Source organism: Scytonema hankhaensis NUACC26 (assembly GCF_045865695.1).
GTDB lineage: Bacteria > Cyanobacteriota > Cyanobacteriia > Cyanobacteriales > Nostocaceae > Scytonema.
In genome coordinates, this window is the sequence record NZ_BAACAP010000232.1 from 89,766 (window position 1) to 108,635 (window position 18,870).

Genomic DNA, 18,870 nt, shown 5'->3' on the forward strand with positions numbered 1-18,870 from the left:
ATTATCTCCTGATTAAATTCATTTCCTCTTGTTTGTCGGTCATAGCGATGAGCTTTTGTCTATCAACCTTGCCATTAGGTAGCATTGGTAAGGAGTTGACAATCAATACGTAATCTGGAATTGCACGTTTGGGCAGAATATTGAAACAGGATGCGCGTATATCCGCTTCAGAAATATTTGTGCCTTTGGCAAGGACGCAGTAAGCGATAAGTCCTTTGCCTCGTTGGCTTTCTCCGTGAGATTCTACTACCACGGATTCGATTCCTTCAATAGTCTCAATTGCTTTTTCTACGTCACTGAAGATCGTCAATAAACCATCTCGGTTAACACTGCGATCGCATCTTCCGAGAACTTCTATATAACCGTCCAACCCAATTCGACCCAAGTCTTTTGTTCGGAACCAACGATCCTGACTATCTTGGTTTTCATGTTTTGGCATTCCGTCTGCATCGACATATCCATCGAAACCATATTTATGGTGACACCAGAGTTCGCCGATAGTGTCATTGGTTTCAGCTTGGTTTTCTTCCACACGCATTTGTACGCCTGACATCGGTAAACCGACTTTTTGCAAGCGTACTTCCAGAGAATCTTCTGGATTAGCAGCCGCGATGACTCCCATTTCCGTACTGCCGTATAATTTTACCAGACAACCGAAATGAGATTCATATTTTCCAAATGTATCTTCTCTAATGCGATCGCCTGCTGCTACCGTCAGTTTATATGCCCTAGAAGATTTTCGCCCTTTTAACAAGGTTTCGCAAAAAATCGGGGTCATAAAAGCAATGTTTGGGTTAAATTCCTTCTCTCGCTGTAGGTATCTCAGCAGGTTAGCACCTTTCTGGATGTCAATGGATGCTCCAACTGCCACACTAGGAAGAAACGCTGCACCTAGACCATACATATGATAAATTGGTACGGGAATTGCCACTCTGTCATCGCCCTTCAAGCTTAATCTTTCCACACAGTTGAGTGAGTTTGAAAGGACATTTGCGTGCGAGTGAACCGCGATTTTAGGTGTTCCGGTACTCCCTGATGTTCGCATATAAAGTTTTTTGCCAGCGTAATTTTTTCCCCGATCGCAGTCAATCCATTCTTCATTTTTCAGAATTTGCAAAAAGCTATTAGGATCTTCCAAACTTACCGCTTTTCCTTCTTCAGTGAGACTTTCAGCCCTCAATCTGTAGCGGCAGAATCTGGGAATCGGTTGCTGAGAATCTAGTTGTTGAGATGTCTTAACTTCTTTGGGTAAAAGTAGAAAACTGTAGCCTTTCTCCAGCAGGTATAATAGTACTATTATACTGGGTATAGAATTCTCGCATTCCAGTGCTACTGCCGCGCTCTCCGATATTAATTGTTCTGGAAAAAACTTTTGAAGGCATTCAAAGATTTTAAAAATGTCTGGGTAGTGTAATATGAACTGCCCATCAGTAATTACATTTTCTTTGCATGAATTTAAGGTTTCTTTGTCTTGAATTAGGAACATTTAATTGTATATGCGATTAAGCCAGCGTAAATAAAGATAATTAAACTTAAGTATGCTTTTTAGCTGTTAATTGCTTTGAAAGCATTCTAACAACCACCTGATATATCCAAAATATAAAAAGTTCAGACGCCAATGTAGGTGCTGTATAAGCCTCAGGTTTGATTGAGCTTATTTTGACTCACATTTGATTAGGCGTCGTCATTTGATGAAACCAGAATAATCTAGATTGTCTCTAAAGTTAAAGGTATATTTTAAATTTATTAATGTATAACAAGATACTTATTTAACTAACTTATACGTTTTTGGTTAAAACCTAATAATCTATCGATTTATAGTTGTTATTTTTTATATTAAATTCTAAATATGAATACTTAATAGAACCGTATGTTTAATAAAAAATATACCAAGAACTTCTAGTTATGATGACCATAACTAGAAGTTCTGTATTATACATATTTATAAAAAAAATCCTTGAAATACTTGTTTTCAAAGACTTAGTCATTGTATTATTTGTTTGTTGAATCATCAGAATAATAAATAAAAGTGTAAATTCAAACGGATTATGGTACACGTAAAAGACTTTATCCTTTCCCCCCTAGCCAATTGATTCAACACTAGCCTATACTACGTTTTATGAAGAAATTTTTAGAGTGAATTCTCAAAAAAGAAAAGACATACGTTACAGCATAATTTATCTGAATTTATTTCTTTATTAATTATTCTGATAACTTAAAACAACAACAATACTACGAACAAATGCTTGGTAGTAAGACTTTTCAAGTACTTTAAAAAGTTATCTGACAGAAAAAAGATAGCTTTACGTATTTTTAAATACAATAAAAAGTTTTGAGTGTTAATACTTAAATAATACTTAGTATTTCAAATAACGAAAAAGTGTAGTTTTCAGTATTTACTGCAATTAAGTTGTGGAATACTAGTGTAGCATAATACTCTATAGCTAAAAAATACTTTATTTTTAAGTATTAAATCGAACATTAAAGATTTACTCGGTTAAGGAATTTTATATAAGTAATTCTAATGAATAGCATTTTATACAAGTAAAAAATAGCGGTACATAGCTTAATTTTGGAGAGACAATAGGTTAATGTGTTCTATGTGACTTAACCATCAATTTAATATTTACTTAGAAATCGATCGAGATAGACGAGATCGGAAAGCCTAAGAATTTATTCTGAGGTTGATAGCTGAAGTCGGCAATCGCCGACTCAAACAAATTTCGATTTAGTCCGGTTCGTTGAAACTCGCAAACACGTCAAATCTGGAATTTATCGTGCCAGAGTTAAAACTCCTACTGAGAAAGGAGTAGAAGTGCGCTCTTAGCGGTCATCGTATTGCTGTAGATCGACAGCACATTTTGGTAAAAGATGGAAATTTCGCTCTTATCAACTCCGAGAAACCGGGTTTTTAGGATTAGTGAATTGAGGTCATTAAAATCGAAAATCTGAAGGGACATAAATTAAGATGACTGCACAAAAACCATCTCCAAACGAAATTGACTCAAGCTCTAACGTGTTATTTAAAGAACAATCAATAAGCTCTGAAATAGAATTAAAAAAAATTATTTTTGAATTTAATGATACCACCAAAAATTATCCCCAAGACAAATGTATTCATCAGTTGTTTGAAGAACAAGTAGAACGCACACCAGATGCGCTCGCTGTAGTCTCAGAAGAACAGGAGTTAACCTACCACTCACTAAATCAAAAGGCAAACAAAATCGCGCATTATCTCCAAACATTGGGAGTTGAACCAGAAGTGCTGGTGGGACTGTGTGTGGAACGTTCGATGGAAATGGTCATTGGGATTTTAGGTATTCTCAAAGCAGGAGGAGCATATGTGCCCATAGACCCTAACTACCCACAACAGCGCATAGCATATATGGTGAGTGATGCTCGTGTACCGATAGTGCTAACTCAGCGTCACTTAGTAGATTTATTACCAGGAACTGACGCGAAAGTCTTATGCTTGGATCGCGATCGACAGTTGTGGTCAGGTCAAAATCAACACAATCCATCATCAGAGGTAAAACCAGAAAATTTAGCATATGTCATCTACACCTCAGGCTCAACAGGCAAACCAAAAGGGGTAACGATCGAACATCGCTCTGTAGTCAATTTTACAGAGGCAGAAACCGAAAAATGGGGAATCAACAGTAGCGATCGCGTCCTGCAATTTGGCTCTATTAGTTTTGATGTCGTATCAAAAGATATTTACCCTTGCTGGAGTGTGGGTGGAACTGTGGTACTTCGCACCCAACAAATGTTGAGTTCGCTCTCGACATTTGTGCAAAAGTGCTGGGAGTGGAAGCTGACGGTGATGAATCTGCCAACCGCATTTTGGCACCAGTTGATGACTGAATTAGCCAGAACCCACGAAAGCTTACCTCCATCTTTAAGACTGATATTTATCGGCGGAGAACGAGTACTACCAGAAAAAGTCAAGCTGTGGCAAGAGTATGTACGGGATATGTTGCACTCCCTGAAGCTAGTGGAACCGCCACAGTTGCTCAATGCCTATGGTCCCACAGAAACGACTGTAGTGGCAATGTTCTTTGACTTATCTAATTACATCCCAGAAAATACACAGTCCTCTATTCCTATAGGTCGCCCAATTACCAATACCCAAACCTATATTCTTGATACTGAATTACAACCAGTACCAATTGGAGTCAGGGGCGAACTGTATATTGGGGGGGACGGTCTAGCTAGAGGCTATCTCAACCGCTCGGATTTAACAACCGAAAAATTTATCCAAAACCCTTTCAATACCTCGCAACGCCTTTACAAAACAGGTGACTATGCTCGTTATCTCCCGGACGGTAATATTGAGTTTCTAGGTCGCATTGATAACCAAGTAAAAATTCGGGGCTTTCGCATCGAACTGGGTGAAATTGAATCTGTCTTGGAGCAACATCCGGCGATTGCACAAGCAGTCGTTATCCCTCAAGAAGATTCTCTAAGTGATAAACGCTTGATTGCTTACGTAGTCCCTGATTTCGGTTCTCTTGAGCGAGCGGAGCCAGAAAGATTGCAGCAGGAATACATTTCTCTTTGGCAAACAATCTATGAACAACCCGATCGCCAAACACCGACTGAACAAAATGCTACCTTTAACATATTTGGCTGGAATAGCAGTTATACCCTTGAGCCGCTCCCCGAAGCTGAAATGCACGAATGGGTTAAACAAACTGTAGCTCGCATTCAAGATTTAAAACCAAAAAAAGTGTTAGAAATTGGTTGTGGGACAGGTTTGTTGCTGACGCGAATAGCACCTAATTGTCAAGAGTATGTGGGGATTGATTATTCAAAATCTGCTCTAGATTACATTCGCCAAATTCAACCGATTGTTCCAGGCTTAGACCATGTCACTTTATTAGAACGCACAGCAGATGATTTGAGGGGATTGGCAGAAGCCAGCTTTGATACTATCATCATGAATTCAGTTTTGCAATACTTCCCCAATGCTGGTTACTTGTTACGTGTCTTGGCAGGGGCACTCAAGTTGGTGAAAAGTGGCGGTCACATTTTAATTGGTGACATTCGCAATTTAGCGCTTTTAGAAACTTATTGCACTTGCGTGGAATTCTATCGTGCGGCTAGTCATGTCGAAAAGAGCAAATTGCAACAAAGAATTAACCAACGACGCAAAGCGGAAGAGGAATTATTACTAGATCCCAAGTATTTCTTAGCCTTTGCCATTTTACTCTACTGCTACAGTGGCTGTGAAGATATTGTTATTGGCGCTCCTGCTACCACCCGCAATCATTGGAAGCTCGAATCTCTGATTGGCGATTTTGGTAAAATGTTGGTGCTACGTATTAACCTGAAGGGAAATCCTAGTTTCAATGAGTTACTAACTCGAGTTCGACAGGAGATGGTTTCAGCTATGGCTAACCAAGATGTGCCCTTTGGTCAATTGGCAAAAACCTTACAACTCGAACGCCAAGGCAATCATCTCCTTTTCAAGATATGTGTAGACTTCTTATTATAGCCACCCATAAAACAATGGCAGTTACCAGATTTGAGTCTAACTTTCTTACCACCGCAAGAAGAATCGCTGACCAGGATAGACTTGGGTTTGCTCTTATGGGAAGAAAATACTTCTTCTGGAACGAGTCTACAAGTGTGGTGGCGGTATAAAAAAGATTTGTTCGAGAAGCAAACAATTGCTCGTATGGCAAAAAATTTCGAGACTCTGTTAGAGGCAATTATCGCTTCTCCAGAGCGTTCAGTAAAGGAACTCCTTGTTTGAGTTGAGCAGAAACGAGGCTAGGATAAAAAACCCGGTTTCTACTTGGTAAAAGATGGAAATTTTGCTCTTATCAACTCCGAGAAACCGGGTTTTTAGGATTAGTGAGTTGAGGTCATTAAAATCGAAAATTGGGAGAGACATAAATAAAATGACTGCACAAAAACCATCTCAAAATGAAATTTACTCTAGCTCTAAGGAGTTATTTGAAGAACAGCACTATTCACTTTCGTCCCCACAAAGAGAAGTTTGGTTCAACCAAATACTATATCCCAATGTGCCACTGTATAATGTCGGTGGTTATGTCAAAATTGATGGATCTGTTGATTTTACAATTTTTCACAAAGCCATTAATCGAGTTATTCAGGAAAACGACGCTCTCCGGATTATTCTTCATACAGGAGTTAGTTTACCCACGCAAACCTTTGCTGAAAATCTTAGTATCGCTCTGGATTTATATGATTTTTCCGAGCGAGAAAATGCTCAAAATCAGGCAATTCAATGGATGAAAGAGGAGTTTGTTAAACCTTTTCAAATCTATGAAAACCTCTTCTTCCAATTTGCCTTATGCAAAATCTCAGATAAGAGTTATTTTTGGTTAAAAAAATATCATTATTTGATTGCAGATGCGCGAACCATATCACTGATTGTTCGGCGCGTAGCCGAAGTCTATAATTGCTTGTTGACAGGACAAGCGTATAGCGAACAAAATAGCTATTCTTATCGGGATTTTATTGAAGAAGATCGCATCTATCTGAACTCGGAAAAGTTTGTACAGGATAAACGTTATTGGCTAGAAAAATACTCCTCACTGCCAGAGCCACTGATGGTTCGAGAACAAACACAGAAATTCAAAGAACAAACCATACCTAGCCAAAGAATTACACTAAATTTTACAGGGGACTCTTACAAAGATATAATTAATTTTGCCAAAGCTAATAATACCTCTCCTTATCAGATGATAATGGGAATAGTTTATTGCTATTTTGTCCGACTCAATTCGAGAGAAGATTTGGTCATTGGAATCACTACCGAAAATCGCCGAACAGCTTTTGAACAAACGGTAGGATTCTTTATGAATGTTGTTCCGGTGTGGTTCCGTTTTAGTACCAACCTAAGTTTTGTAGAATTGACTCAAGCAATTGGGAAGGAATTGCATCAAGTGCAGGAGCACGAGCGCGTTTCTATTAGCGATATCAAAGGTGAAGGGAAATTTGTGGGAGAGAGGCAACAACAACTGTTTGATATAGAGTTTAGTTATTCTGAGTTAAAATTGGAGACAACTTTTGCAGAGAGTCCAGTTGAATTTATCCCTCTAACAAATGGAGTCGAACAATATCCTTTAATTGTATTAATCGAGCGAGATGAGAACCAAGCCAATATTCGGATAGATTTAGATTTTAGCTTGGGTATTTTTACCACAGATGAAATAGAACGTTTCAAGATGTGTTTTGAATTTCTGTTAGGCGAAATCCTTCGTAGCCCTAATGTGCCTATCAAAGAATTGCAAATCATACCCGACACTTACTTAAAGAAAATTTTATTTGAATTTAATGATACCACCAGAAATTATTCACAAGACAAATGTATTCATCAGTTGTTTGAGGAGCAAGCCGAGCGTACACCTAATGCGCTCGCTGTAGTCTCAGAAGAACAGGAGTTAACCTATCACTCACTCAATCAAAAAGCCAATCAATTAGCGCATTATCTGCAAAAAGTAGGGGTTAAACCAGAAGTACTGGTAGGATTGTGTGTGGAACGTTCCTTAGAAATGATCGTTAGCATATTAGGCATTCTCAAAGCAGGGGGAGCGTATGTGCCCATAGATCCTAACTATCCAGTTGAGCGCATAGCATATATGGTGAGTGATTCTCAGGTTTCGGTAATATTAACTGGGGAGCACTTACTAGACTTATTACCTGCGACTGAGGCAAAAGTCGTCTGCTTGGATAGGGATTTAGAAATATGGTCGGGTGAAACCCAACAGAATCCAAAGAGCCTTAGCAAACCGGAAAATTTGGCGTATGTCATCTACACCTCAGGCTCGACAGGTGAGCCAAAAGGGGTGACGATCGAACATCGATCCATCATGAATGTCACACAAGCGGCGAAGGTAGAATGGGGAATGAGTAGCCGCGATCGAGTCTTGCAATTTGCTTCCATTAGTTTTGATGTCGCCGTACAAGAAATTCATCCGTGCTTAATTTCTGGTGGTACTGTGGTGCTACGCACTCAGGAGATGTTAAGCTCTATCTCTACATTTGTGCAAAAGTGCCAGGAGTGGCAATTAACAGTGTTGCACTTACCGCCAGCATTTTGGCACCAACTTATTACAGAATTAGCGAGAACAAAACAGAGCATATCCCCATCGGTACGACTAGTGATTATCGGCGGAGAACGAGTGCTGCTGGAAAAGGTTAAGCTGTGGCAAGAGTACGTGCAACAGATGTTACACTCTCACCAGTTGGTGGAACCTCCACAGTTAATTAACGCCTACGGTCCCACAGAAGCGACTGTAGACGCCACCTATTGCAACTTGTCGGCTTATGTGCTAGAAGAAACATTAAAGGAAGTACCCATTGGTAGAGCGATCGCGAATACACAAATCTATATCCTCGACTCTGAGTTGCAACCAGTACCAATTGGGGTCAAGGGCGAACTACATATTGGCGGTGCAGGGTTAGCTAGAGGCTATCTCAACCGCCCGGATTTAACAACCGAAAAATTTATCCAAAACCCTTTCCATACCTCACAACGCCTTTACAAAACTGGTGACTATGCTCGTTATCTCCCGGACGGTAATATTGAGTTTCTAGGTCGCATTGATAACCAAGTAAAAATTAGGGGCTTTCGCATCGAACTAGGTGAAATTGAAGCTCTCTTAGAACAACATCCAACGATTGGACAAGCAGTGGTTATTGCTGTTGAAGATAAACTAGGGGATAAACGTTTGGTCGCTTACGTGGTTCCTCATCTCAAATCTTATGATGAAGTGGAGCAGCAAGAAATCATACCATCTTTGCGCGATTTCCTTCAAGGTAAAATACCTGAATATATGCTCCCAACAGCATTTAAAATCTTAGAACAATTGCCGCTCACGCCCAATGATAAAGTAGACCGTCAAGCCCTAGCCCAGTTACCTACTGATAGTTATTTATCATCAGAAAAAACTTATGTAGCTCCTCGCACCCCAGAAGAAGAAATGTTGGCGCGTTTGTGGGCAGAAGTGTTGGACATTGAGCAAGTTGGAATTCATGACAACTTTTTTGAACTAGGGGGAAATTCTCTTAAGGCGATCGTTTTGTTGAATAGAGTGCAACAACAGCTAGGCAAAACATTTCAAATGGTTGATTTGTTTAATGCACCAACTATTGCCGACTTCGCAGATTTTTTAACAGCAAAATCTTCATTGCCCGAAATCGAAGAGATTACCAAAAGTTCAAATACTGATAATAGTTACTTCCCTCCCTCCTTTCTACAAGAGCGATTTTATTTTTATCGAAAATTCGGTAGTTTTTACCATCTCTATAACTACTTCCGCCTCACAGGACCACTTAATGTAGCAGTACTCGAAAAGAGTTTCAATGAAATCATTCGCCGCCACTCCATCCTACGTACAACTTTACAACAGGTGAATGGTTCCCTCATGCAGGTGGTTGCTCCAGTTGCTACTGTCAATATGTCAGTAGTTCAGTTGCAAAGTATGCCAGACCACACGCAGCTAAAAGAGGTAGAAAAGTTGATTGACCAGGAGAAGCAGCGCCAGGTTACTCTTGATAAAGATCCTTGGTTGCGAGTTATGCTGCTGAAACTAGGAGAACAATCCCACATTCTGCTAATTTGTATGCATATGCTGATTGCAAATGAAAGGTCTATAGACATATTACTTCAAGAGTTGAGCGTGCTCTATGAAGCCTTTCTCACAGACAAACCTTCGCCACTGGCTCCTTTACCTTTGCAGTATGGTAATTATGCCCTCACTCAACGTCGATCTCTCACCCCAGAGGTGCTCCAAGCTAAGCGCAACTACTGGCAGCAATGGTTGAACTTGGAACCCCCACTGTTACCACTTCCTACCGACAGACCACTTCCTGCCACTCAAACTTTCCGTGCAGATACTCTTGAGTGTCAGCTTTCCCCCGATCTGAGTGTAAAGCTGAAAACCTTGAGTCAGAAAAAACAAGTTACTCTGTTCACAACTATACTAGCAGCTTTTGCTACCTTACTCTACTACCATAGTGGTACTGAAGACATTGTTATTGGCGTTCCTACTACTAACCGCAACCACCCGAAGTTTGAATCTTTGATTGGCGATTTTGGCCTGATGTTGGTGCCGCGTATTAACCTCAAAGGGAATCCTAGTTTTAATGAATTGCTGAATAGGGTTCGCCAGGAGATGCTTTCAGTTATGGCTAACCAAGATGTGCCGTTTGAGCAATTGGCAAAAACTTTACAACTCGAACGTCAGCGCAATCAACGCTTCTTTAGAGTATATCTAGACTTCTTGCTTGAAGCACCGAAAGAAGAGTTGAAATTATCCGGTTTGACTGTAACTTCCTCGCCTATACAAGAATTAATGGCGAGGGTTGACCTAGGTTTACTCATATGGCAAGAAAATACTGCTTCTGGAACGAGTCTACAGGTGTGGTGGCGGTATAAAAAAGATTTGTTCGAGAAGCAAACAATTGCTCAGATGGCAAAGAATTTCGAGACTCTGTTAGAGGCAATTATCGCTTCTCCAGAGCGTTCAGTAAAGGAACTCCTTGTTTGAGTTGAGCAGAAACGAGGCTAGGATAAAAAACCCGGTTTCTACCTGGTAAAAGATGGAAATTTCGCTCTTATCAACTCCGAGAAACCGGGTTTTTAGGATTAGTGAATTGAGGTCATTAAAATCGAAAATCTGAAGGGACATAAATTAAGATGACTGTACAAAAACTATCTCAAAACGAAATTGACTTAAGCTCTAACGTGTTATTTAAAGAACAATCAATAAGCTCTGAAATAGAATTAAAAAAAATTATTTTTAAATTTAATAATACCACCAGAAATTATCCCCAAGACAAATGTATTCACCAGTTGTTTGAAGAACAAGTGGAACGCACACCTAATGCGCTCGCTGTAGTCTCAGAAGAACAGGAGTTAACCTATCACTTACTCAATCAAAAAGCCAATCAATTAGCGCATTATCTCCATACATTGGGAGTTAAACCAGAAGTGCTAGTGGGACTGTGTGTGGAACGTTCCTTGGAAATGGTCGTTGGGATTTTAGGCATTCTCAAAGCGGGAGGAGCATATGTGCCCATAGACCCTAACTACCCACAACAGCGCATAGCATATATGGTGAGTGATGCTCGTGTACCGATAGTGCTGACTCAGCGTCACTTAGTAGATTTATTACCAGGAACTGACGCGAAAGTCTTATGCTTGGATCGCGATCGGCAGTTGTGGTCTGGTAAAAGTGAACATAATCTATCATCGGAGGTAAAACCAGAAAATTTAGCCTATGTCATTTATACCTCAGGCTCAACAGGCAAGCCAAAAGGGGTAACGATCGAACATCGCTCTGTAGTCAATTTTACAGAGGCAGAAACCGAAAAATGGGGAATCAACAGTAGCGATCGCGTCCTGCAATTTGGCTCTATTAGTTTTGATGTCGTATCAAAAGATATTTACCCTTGCTGGAGTGTGGGTGGAACTGTGGTACTTCGCACCCAACAAATGTTGAGTTCGCTCTCGACATTTGTGCAAAAGTGCTGGGAGTGGAAGCTGACGCTAATCAATCTGCCAACCGCATTTTGGCACCAGTTAATCACTGAATTAGCCAGAACCCACGACAGCTTACCCCCATCTTTACGACTGGTATTTATCGGCGGAGAACGAGTACTACCAGAAAAAGTCAAGCTGTGGCAAGAGTATGTACGGGATATGTTGCACTCCCTGAAGCTAGTGGAACCGCCACAGTTGCTCAATGCCTATGGTCCCACAGAAACGACTGTAGTGGCAATGTTCTTTGACTTATCTAATTACATCCCAGAAAATACACAGTCCTCTATTCCCATAGGTCGCCCAATTGCCAATACCCAAACCTATATTCTTGATACTGAGTTGCAACCAGTACCGATTGGAGTCAGGGGCGAACTGTATATTGGGGGTGCCGGTCTAGCTAGAGGCTATCTCAACTGCCCGGATTTAACAACCGAAAAATTTATCCAAAACCCTTTTAACAAAGCGCAACGCCTTTATAAAACCGGAGATTATGGACGTTATTTACCCGATGGCAATATCGAATTTCTTGGTCGCATCGACAACCAGGTGAAAATTCGTGGCTTTCGCATCGAACTGGGTGAAATAGAAGCTCTCTTAGAACAACATCCGACGATTGGACAAGCAGTTGCGATCGCCAAAGAAGATAAGCTTGGGGATAAACGTTTGGTTGCTTACGTAGTCCCTAACTTGGGTTCTTGTGAGCAGATGCAGCAAGAAGTGATACCATCTTTGCGCGGTTTCTTGCAAGGTAAATTACCGGAATATATGCTGCCAACAGCATTTGGAGTCTTAAAAGAATTCCCCCTGACACCTAATGATAAAGTAGACCGTCAGGCATTAGCTCAGTTACCAGCTCATAGTTATCTGTTATGGGAAAAAACCTACGTAGCGCCTCGCACCCCACAAGAAGAAATATTGGCGCGGGTGTGGGCAGAAGTATTGGATCTCGAGCGAGTTGGCGTTGACGACAACTTCTTTAGCTTGGGAGGAGATTCCCTTAAAACCATTGTTCTGTTGAACAGACTGCAAAAGGAACTAGGCAAAACTTGCCAAATGCTGGATCTGTTTAACGCGCCAACTATTGCCAAATTAGCAGTTTCTTTAAGCGAAAAATCCTCATCCCTAGAAATTGAAAGAATTGCTACTAGTTTAAATACAGAGATTAATCACTTTCCTCTCTCCTTTATTCAAGAGCGATTTTGGTTTTACCAAAAGTTAAATCTTAACGTTTCTTACAATATCCCCTACAGCTTCCGCCTTACGGGGCAGCTAGATGTAGCAATACTGCAAAAGAGCTTTAATGAGATTATTCGCCGTCATTCCATCTTACGTACAACTTTACAAGAGGTGAATGGTTCTCTAATGCAGGTCATTGCCCCAGTTGCCACTGTTAATATTGTTAATATGTCGGTAGTGGAATTGCATTTGCCAGAACCCGAACAGCTAAAGGAGATAGAAAGATTAACTGAGGAGGAACTGCTAATTCCTGTTTCTCTTGATAAAGATCCTTGGTTGCGCGTCAAACTGATTCGACTTGCAGAAAAATCTCATATCCTGCTGATTTGTCTGCACCACCTCCTGGTAGATGATGGGTCTCTCGAAATACTTCTCCAAGAGTTGGTCGTACTCTATGAATCCTTCTCATCAGGCAAACCCTCGCCTCTGCCCCAATTGCCCTTACAGTATGGCGATTATGCTCAATGGCAGCGACAATCCCTTACCCCAGAAGTGCTTCAAACCAAGCTTAACTACTGGCAGCAATGGTTGAGTAAGGAACCCGCACTGTTGCCACTTCCTACCGACAGACCACTTCCTGCCACTCAAACTTTCCGTGGAGGCACTTTTGAGTATCAGCTTTCCCCGGAATTGACTGAGAAACTCAAAGCCTTGAGCCAGCTTCGCCAAGTGTCTTTGTTCACAACTATACTAACAGCCTTTGTCACCTTTCTCTACTGCTACAGTGGCACTGAAGACATTGTGCTGGGTATTCCCGCTACTAATCGTGATGACTGGAAGCTCAAAACTTTGATTGGGCATTTTAGTAGGATCTTGGCGTTGCGGATCGACTTGGGGGGAAATCCAAGTTTCACTGAGTTACTGACTCGAGTCCGACAACAGATGCTAGAGGCTATGGCTAACCAAGATGTACCATTTGAGCACTTGGCAAAAACTTTACAGCCGCAATCCCAGCGGAAAAAACCCTTTTTTAGAGTGATTGTGGACTTCTTACTAGAGCCAATGCCAGAACAATTGGAATTACCAGGTTTGACTATAACTTCCTTACCGCAAAAGAAATTAATCATGAGACCGGATTTAAATCTGTTTATCTGGGAAAAAAATACTTCCAATGGAACGGTTGTAGAGGGGAGGTGGCAGTATAAAAAAGATTTGTTTGATGCGGATACGATCGCTCGCATGGCGAAGAATTTCGAGGCTCTGTTAGCAGCAATTGTCGCTGATCCAGAGCAGTTAGTGAATAGTCCAGTCTTTACTCACCTGAAACTTAACAATGCAGATTCCACTGAAAATATCTGATGAAACCCTGCGAGATGGAGAACAACAGGCGGGAGTGTTCTTCTCTTACGCAACCAAAAAAAACCTGGCTCACCTGATTGCCAAAACTGGGGTAGACTCGATGGCTATCATGCCCTCTATTTGCGACCTTGAAGCATCTCTTGTCAAAGTATTGGTATCAGAGGGTTTAGATAGCATCATCACCTCGTCAACAATGATGTGTCAGCGATACATCGACCAGGCTAAAGCTTACGGAGTCAAGCGCATCATCCTTTTCCATGCTGTTTCTGACCGACTTTTATTCCTGAGAGACCCCCAAATTCGTCAATCTCTTGACTTTCAAGGTAAGACAATTGATGATAACATCCCTCAATCTATTATCGACACTACTCGCCAAAACGCTCTCGCCAAAATTCTAGATTCTTTACATTACGCTACCCACACAGCAGGACTAACAGTAGATTTCGCAGCTGAAGATGCTTCCAGAGCTAACTTTGATTTTTTAGTTCAATGCATCCGCTCCTTTAGACCCTATGTCCAACACTTTATGCTTTGTGATACTCTAGGAATTCTTAGTCCAGAGAAGACGTATATTTGGCTCAACGATCTTCGTCAATGTACCGACGAAGCTCCTTTAGGTGTCCACTTCCATAATGATTTGGGTATGGCATTGGAAAATACTCTTCAAGCAATTACCGCCGGAGCTTCGATGGTTTCAGGCACTTTTTTGGGTATTGGAGAACGAGCGGGAAATGTAGCTATCGAGCAGGTGTTAGACGGTTTGCGAGTTCGTTTTGGGATGGAGGTGGAAGGAATTGACTACGATGCGATCGCCCAAGTGACAAAATACATTGAGCAACTGGGGGTTCGCCCTGCTCCTCCTTACTCAAAAGCCGCGCAACGTTCCTCTTCAGGCATCCATATCAATTCTTTAGTGTACGATCGCAAGAGTTACTCTAGCTTACCTTATGAAGAATTAGAAGTTCTGTTTGGCAAATTTAGCGGAGCAAGTAATTTCCAGTACCTTTTTGAGAAACAACTGCAAAGACCCCAACCCAAACAGAGGTATGAGAAAATGCGCTCAGTTATCAAATCCCTGGCGATCGAGCAGGAATGCTGTTTTACCGCACAAGAGGTGTTGGAGTTATTCGAGCAAGGTGTTTTTGATGAGTAGGTCATAGTCCTAAAATTATGTTAAATTCTGCCGTTAACACCCTAAATTTAGAAGAGGAAGCTGTTCTAGATCCTGCTATCAGGTTTGAAAACCCTCTGTCCGAAAATTCTAACGCTCCAAAATCTATTTTCTTAACCGGAGCAACTGGTTTTATCGGTGCCTATTTACTGGACGAACTCCTTCATAAAACTACAGCAGATATTTATTGTCTAATCCGTTGTAGCGATGCTGAAGCAGGGAAAGAGCGTCTCAAAAAACATTTAGACTTTTACTTCCTCTGGCAGGACAGTTTCAGTTCCCGTATCATCCCTATAGTTGGAGATTTATCTCAACCGCTGCTTGGTCTTGTAGAACAACAGTTTAGCCAATTAGCTAGTCAAATCGATGTCATTTACCACAATGGATCTCATCTAGATTTTAGTGTTCCCTACTCCGTAGTGAAACCTACCAATGTTTTAGGAACTCAGGAAATTCTCCGTTTGGCTAGTTTAACACAAACTAAACCCGTCCATTTCATTTCCACAGTAGTCGTTTTTTTTAGTCAAGCCTATTCTCAAGTTGACCAAGTTAAAGAAACAGATATACCCGTATTTGATGCTGGTCTAAACAATAGCTATAAGCAAAGTAAATGGGTGGCAGAGCAGTTGGTAAGAATAGCACAAGAAAGAGGTTTGCCTGCCTGTATTTACCGACCGACAAGAATCATGGGGCACAGCCAAACTGGAATCTATGGGAAATTCAACAACTTCTTTCTCCAGTTTGTTAAAGCCTGCATCCAATTAGGAAAATTTCCAGCCTTAGACGTAGAACTAAACATCGTTCCAGTCGATTATTGCAGTCAGGCAATAGTTCGCTTATCCCAACAAGAAAATTCTTTAGGCAAAGCATTTCATATAGTCAATCCTCAGCCTATTTCTTGGAAAAAACTGCTTGAATTAATTGGCTCTTTAGGTTACTCTCTTAAAGAAGTTTCCTACGAGCAATGGGTAATGGAAATAAAGGATTATGCTTCTAGCAACCACTGCGAAAAAAATATGCTGGCACCATTACCAAAACTTCTGAATGCAGCCAAAGTTATAAGTGCTGAAAAACCACAATTTGATGCTCGTCAAACCATCAAAGGATTAGCAGGTACTTCTATTGCCTGTCCTCCCATAGATTTACAACTTATTTCTACCTATTTTTCATATTTTTAAAAGAGTGGTTACATTTCTTAATTTGTTTATAACTGCGCTTCAACGCATAAAATCGTGTTTTTTTGATTAAAGAAGTGCAAATATTTGGCGTTGCATAATAGAAGTATGAATTCGGGCGATCGCTATGCAATGTCCAAGGTGTGCATCAACTCACATTCGTAAGAACGGGAAAAAAGGTGGTAAACACGCATCACATATGTGTTCGCTGTGGTCGTCAATTTATAGATTCTTACGAACATCAAGGTTACTCAGAAGAATTGAAAAAAGAATGTTTAGAAATGTATCTCAATGGTTCAGGATTTCGTGCAATTGAGCGCGTGAAAAAAGTACATCATACAACCGTAATAAATTGGGTTAAACAATTAGGAAATATGTTCCAAAAAAAACCTGAATATAATGACTCCAACCATCGTCTCACAGTTAAACCTGTAAATGTAACCCCAACAGGATTCGACTTAGAGTACAAAACATGGGGTGATAGCCGAATTCATTCACTCTGGGCAAATTGGGTGGCTTTTGGGGAGTAATTTTCTCAAAACATGGCATCTCCCTGTTCGGAGGTGCCAATTATAAATGATTCCTATAAAATCTTGCAAATAGCAAATAACTTTAGTTATGCAAACTCTTTGCTTAAAAATTTCTGACGAAACTCTTAGAGATGGGGAACAACAAGCTGGAGTGTTCTTCTCCTACGCAAATAAAAAAAACCTGGCTCACCTCATAGCTAAAGCCGGGGTGGAATCCATCGTTATCATGCCAGCCATGTGCGAAACTGAAGAATCTGCGCTCCAGGCATTGATATCAGAAGGTTTAGGTAGCATTATCATCTCGGCAACAATGATGGGTCAAAAGTACATTGACCAGGCAGTAGCTTGTGGCGTCAAGCGCCTCACCCTCTTCCATGCTGTCTCTGACCGACTTCTATTCCTCAGAGATCCCCAAATTCGTCAATCTCCAGACTTTAAAGGGAAAACGATAGATGATGGTATCCCTCAGGCTGTCATCAATACTATACGCCAAAACGCGCTTAACAAAATTCTAGAAAATTTACGCTACGCCACTCGTGAAGCAGGACTGACAGTATACTTTGCGGCTGAGGATGCTTCAAGAGCTGATTTTGACTATTTAGTTGAATGCATCCGCTCCTTTGAGCCTTATGTAGACCACTTTATGGTTTGTGATACGGTAGGAACTCTTAGCCCAGAGAAGACATACATTTGGATTAATGACCTTCGTCAGTGCACCAATGAAGCTCGTTTAGCTGTTCACTTCCACAACGACTTGGGTATGGCACTGGAAAATACCCTCCAGGCAATCATTGCTGGAGCTTCCATGGTTTCAGGAACATTTTTGGGTATCGGAGAACGAGCAGGAAATGTAGCTCTAGAACAGGTATTAAACGGTCTACGGGTTCGCTTCGGAATAGAGGTAGAAGGGATTGACTACGATGCCATCGCCCACGTTACCGAATACATGGAGCAACTGGGGGTTCGTCCTGCTCCTCCTTACTCTCGAGCATCTCAACGCTCAGAGTCAGGCATCCATGTCAATTCTTTTCTGTACGATCGCAAAAGCTACTCCGATTTACCTTATCACGATCTAGAGGTTTGGTTTGGTAAAGGTAGTGGAGCAAGTAATTTTCAGTACCTTTTTGAAAACCTACTGCAAAGACCCCAACCAAGAGAGCGATATGAGAAAATGCGCTCTTGTATCAAATCCCTTGCCATCCAGCATGAACGCAGTTTCACGGCACAAGAGGTGTTAGAGTTATTTGAACAAGGTGTCTTTGATGAGTAGGTGCTATCGATTAGTGGTCATTTAGCTCTCACCCATTTCAACACCTTAGGATTTTTATCATAGCGATAGGTGAAGCCGTCCCTAGTAGTGATAGACTCCCCTTTGCTTGCCTTACTTCTAATAGTGGTAAGGGAATAGTGGGTTAATGCATTCATTTCCTGATGAGAAAGCCTTTCGCTTGTGCTGATTTCTAACTCATTTTGGGATTTATCTTGAGATGAATTATCTATTGTAATTTCAGCATTTTCAGAAGTATTAGTGACAATTTCTTTTGCTTTTTGTCGCCGATAATCCTGCACAGTTACAAGTTGCCAACCAGAATCTTGTGTAAGTTCCAGAACCCATTGATGATAATCAAATAGACTTTCTCGATGTCCAACACTAATAAACGTTGTTTTCGTTAATCGTAACTGTTGATATAAATTCCCTTCGTTCTTCAAATCCAAGGCACTTGTTGCTTCATCTAAGATAGTGAAACTAGGATGAGTCACTATCAGCCTTGCAAAGGCAAGGCGTTGTTGTTCTCCTAGCGATAATATATTTTCCCAAGGAACTTCTGTATCAAAGCCTTTGACTCGATCCAGCAAGTTTTGCAGGTTGACTTGTTGCAAAACTTCTTTGAGTTCCGGGTCGGTCATTTGACGATTTGTACTAGGATAAAGTAACTG

Annotated in this window: 9 protein-coding genes and 2 pseudogenes; 9 read left to right on the plus strand and 2 right to left on the minus strand. The window is 40.9% G+C overall.

The genetic code is table 11. From position 1 onward, the window contains the following. Nucleotide 1: 1 nt before the first annotated feature. Entirely contained in the window at nucleotides 2-1,486 is a 1,485-nt protein-coding gene (locus tag ACKTT2_RS36075; RefSeq protein ID WP_407895791.1) for a class I adenylate-forming enzyme family protein, read from the minus strand. Nucleotides 1,487-3,061: 1,575 nt separating this feature from the next. Between ACKTT2_RS36075 and ACKTT2_RS36080 the strand changes: the two are divergent. The 9 genes and pseudogenes from ACKTT2_RS36080 to ACKTT2_RS36120 form a co-directional block, all read left to right on the plus strand. Next, nucleotides 3,062-5,497 (plus strand): annotated as a pseudogene (locus ACKTT2_RS36080) (amino acid adenylation domain-containing protein); the annotation flags it as partial. 30 nt (nucleotides 5,498-5,527) lie between these two features. Further along, entirely contained in the window at nucleotides 5,528-5,758 is a 231-nt protein-coding gene (locus ACKTT2_RS36085) for a hypothetical protein (protein WP_407895793.1), read from the plus strand. Nucleotides 5,759-5,906: 148 nt separating this feature from the next. Further along, nucleotides 5,907-10,526 (plus strand): non-ribosomal peptide synthetase, encoded by a 4,620-nt coding sequence (locus ACKTT2_RS36090; protein ID WP_407895794.1) that lies wholly within the window; start codon nucleotides 5,907-5,909, stop codon nucleotides 10,524-10,526. 149 nt (nucleotides 10,527-10,675) lie between these two features. Beyond that, nucleotides 10,676-14,056 carry a non-ribosomal peptide synthetase gene (locus ACKTT2_RS36095; RefSeq protein WP_407895795.1) on the plus strand — a complete coding sequence of 1,127 codons (3,381 nt, stop codon included), beginning with the start codon at nucleotides 10,676-10,678 and terminating at the stop codon, nucleotides 14,054-14,056. Next, the gene (locus ACKTT2_RS36100; RefSeq protein ID WP_407895796.1) at nucleotides 14,031-15,209 is read left to right on the plus strand and encodes a hydroxymethylglutaryl-CoA lyase-like TIM-barrel protein; all 1,179 of its coding nucleotides are present in this window, start codon (nucleotides 14,031-14,033) and stop codon (nucleotides 15,207-15,209) included. Before ACKTT2_RS36095 ends, ACKTT2_RS36100 begins: the two co-directional genes overlap by 26 nt. A gap of 17 nt (nucleotides 15,210-15,226) precedes the next feature. Next, on the plus strand, nucleotides 15,227-16,405 hold the full coding sequence (locus ACKTT2_RS36105; protein ID WP_407895797.1) for an SDR family oxidoreductase: 1,179 nt from the start codon (nucleotides 15,227-15,229) through the stop codon (nucleotides 16,403-16,405). A 124-nt stretch (nucleotides 16,406-16,529) separates the two neighbouring features. Continuing rightward, nucleotides 16,530-16,774: pseudogene (locus ACKTT2_RS36110) on the plus strand (IS1/IS1595 family N-terminal zinc-binding domain-containing protein); the annotation flags it as partial. A 2-nt stretch (nucleotides 16,775-16,776) separates the two neighbouring features. Next, the gene (locus tag ACKTT2_RS36115; protein WP_407895802.1) at nucleotides 16,777-16,932 is read left to right on the plus strand and encodes an H-type lectin domain-containing protein; all 156 of its coding nucleotides are present in this window, start codon (nucleotides 16,777-16,779) and stop codon (nucleotides 16,930-16,932) included. 88 nt (nucleotides 16,933-17,020) lie between these two features. Further along, nucleotides 17,021-18,202, plus strand: coding sequence for a LeuA family protein (locus tag ACKTT2_RS36120; RefSeq protein WP_407895798.1), 1,182 nt, complete (start codon nucleotides 17,021-17,023; stop codon nucleotides 18,200-18,202). Nucleotides 18,203-18,219: 17 nt separating this feature from the next. Here ACKTT2_RS36120 and ACKTT2_RS36125 read toward each other — a convergent pair. Continuing rightward, a partial coding sequence (locus ACKTT2_RS36125) for an ATP-binding cassette domain-containing protein (protein ID WP_407895799.1) occupies nucleotides 18,220-18,870 on the minus strand: 651 nt, incomplete at its 5' end.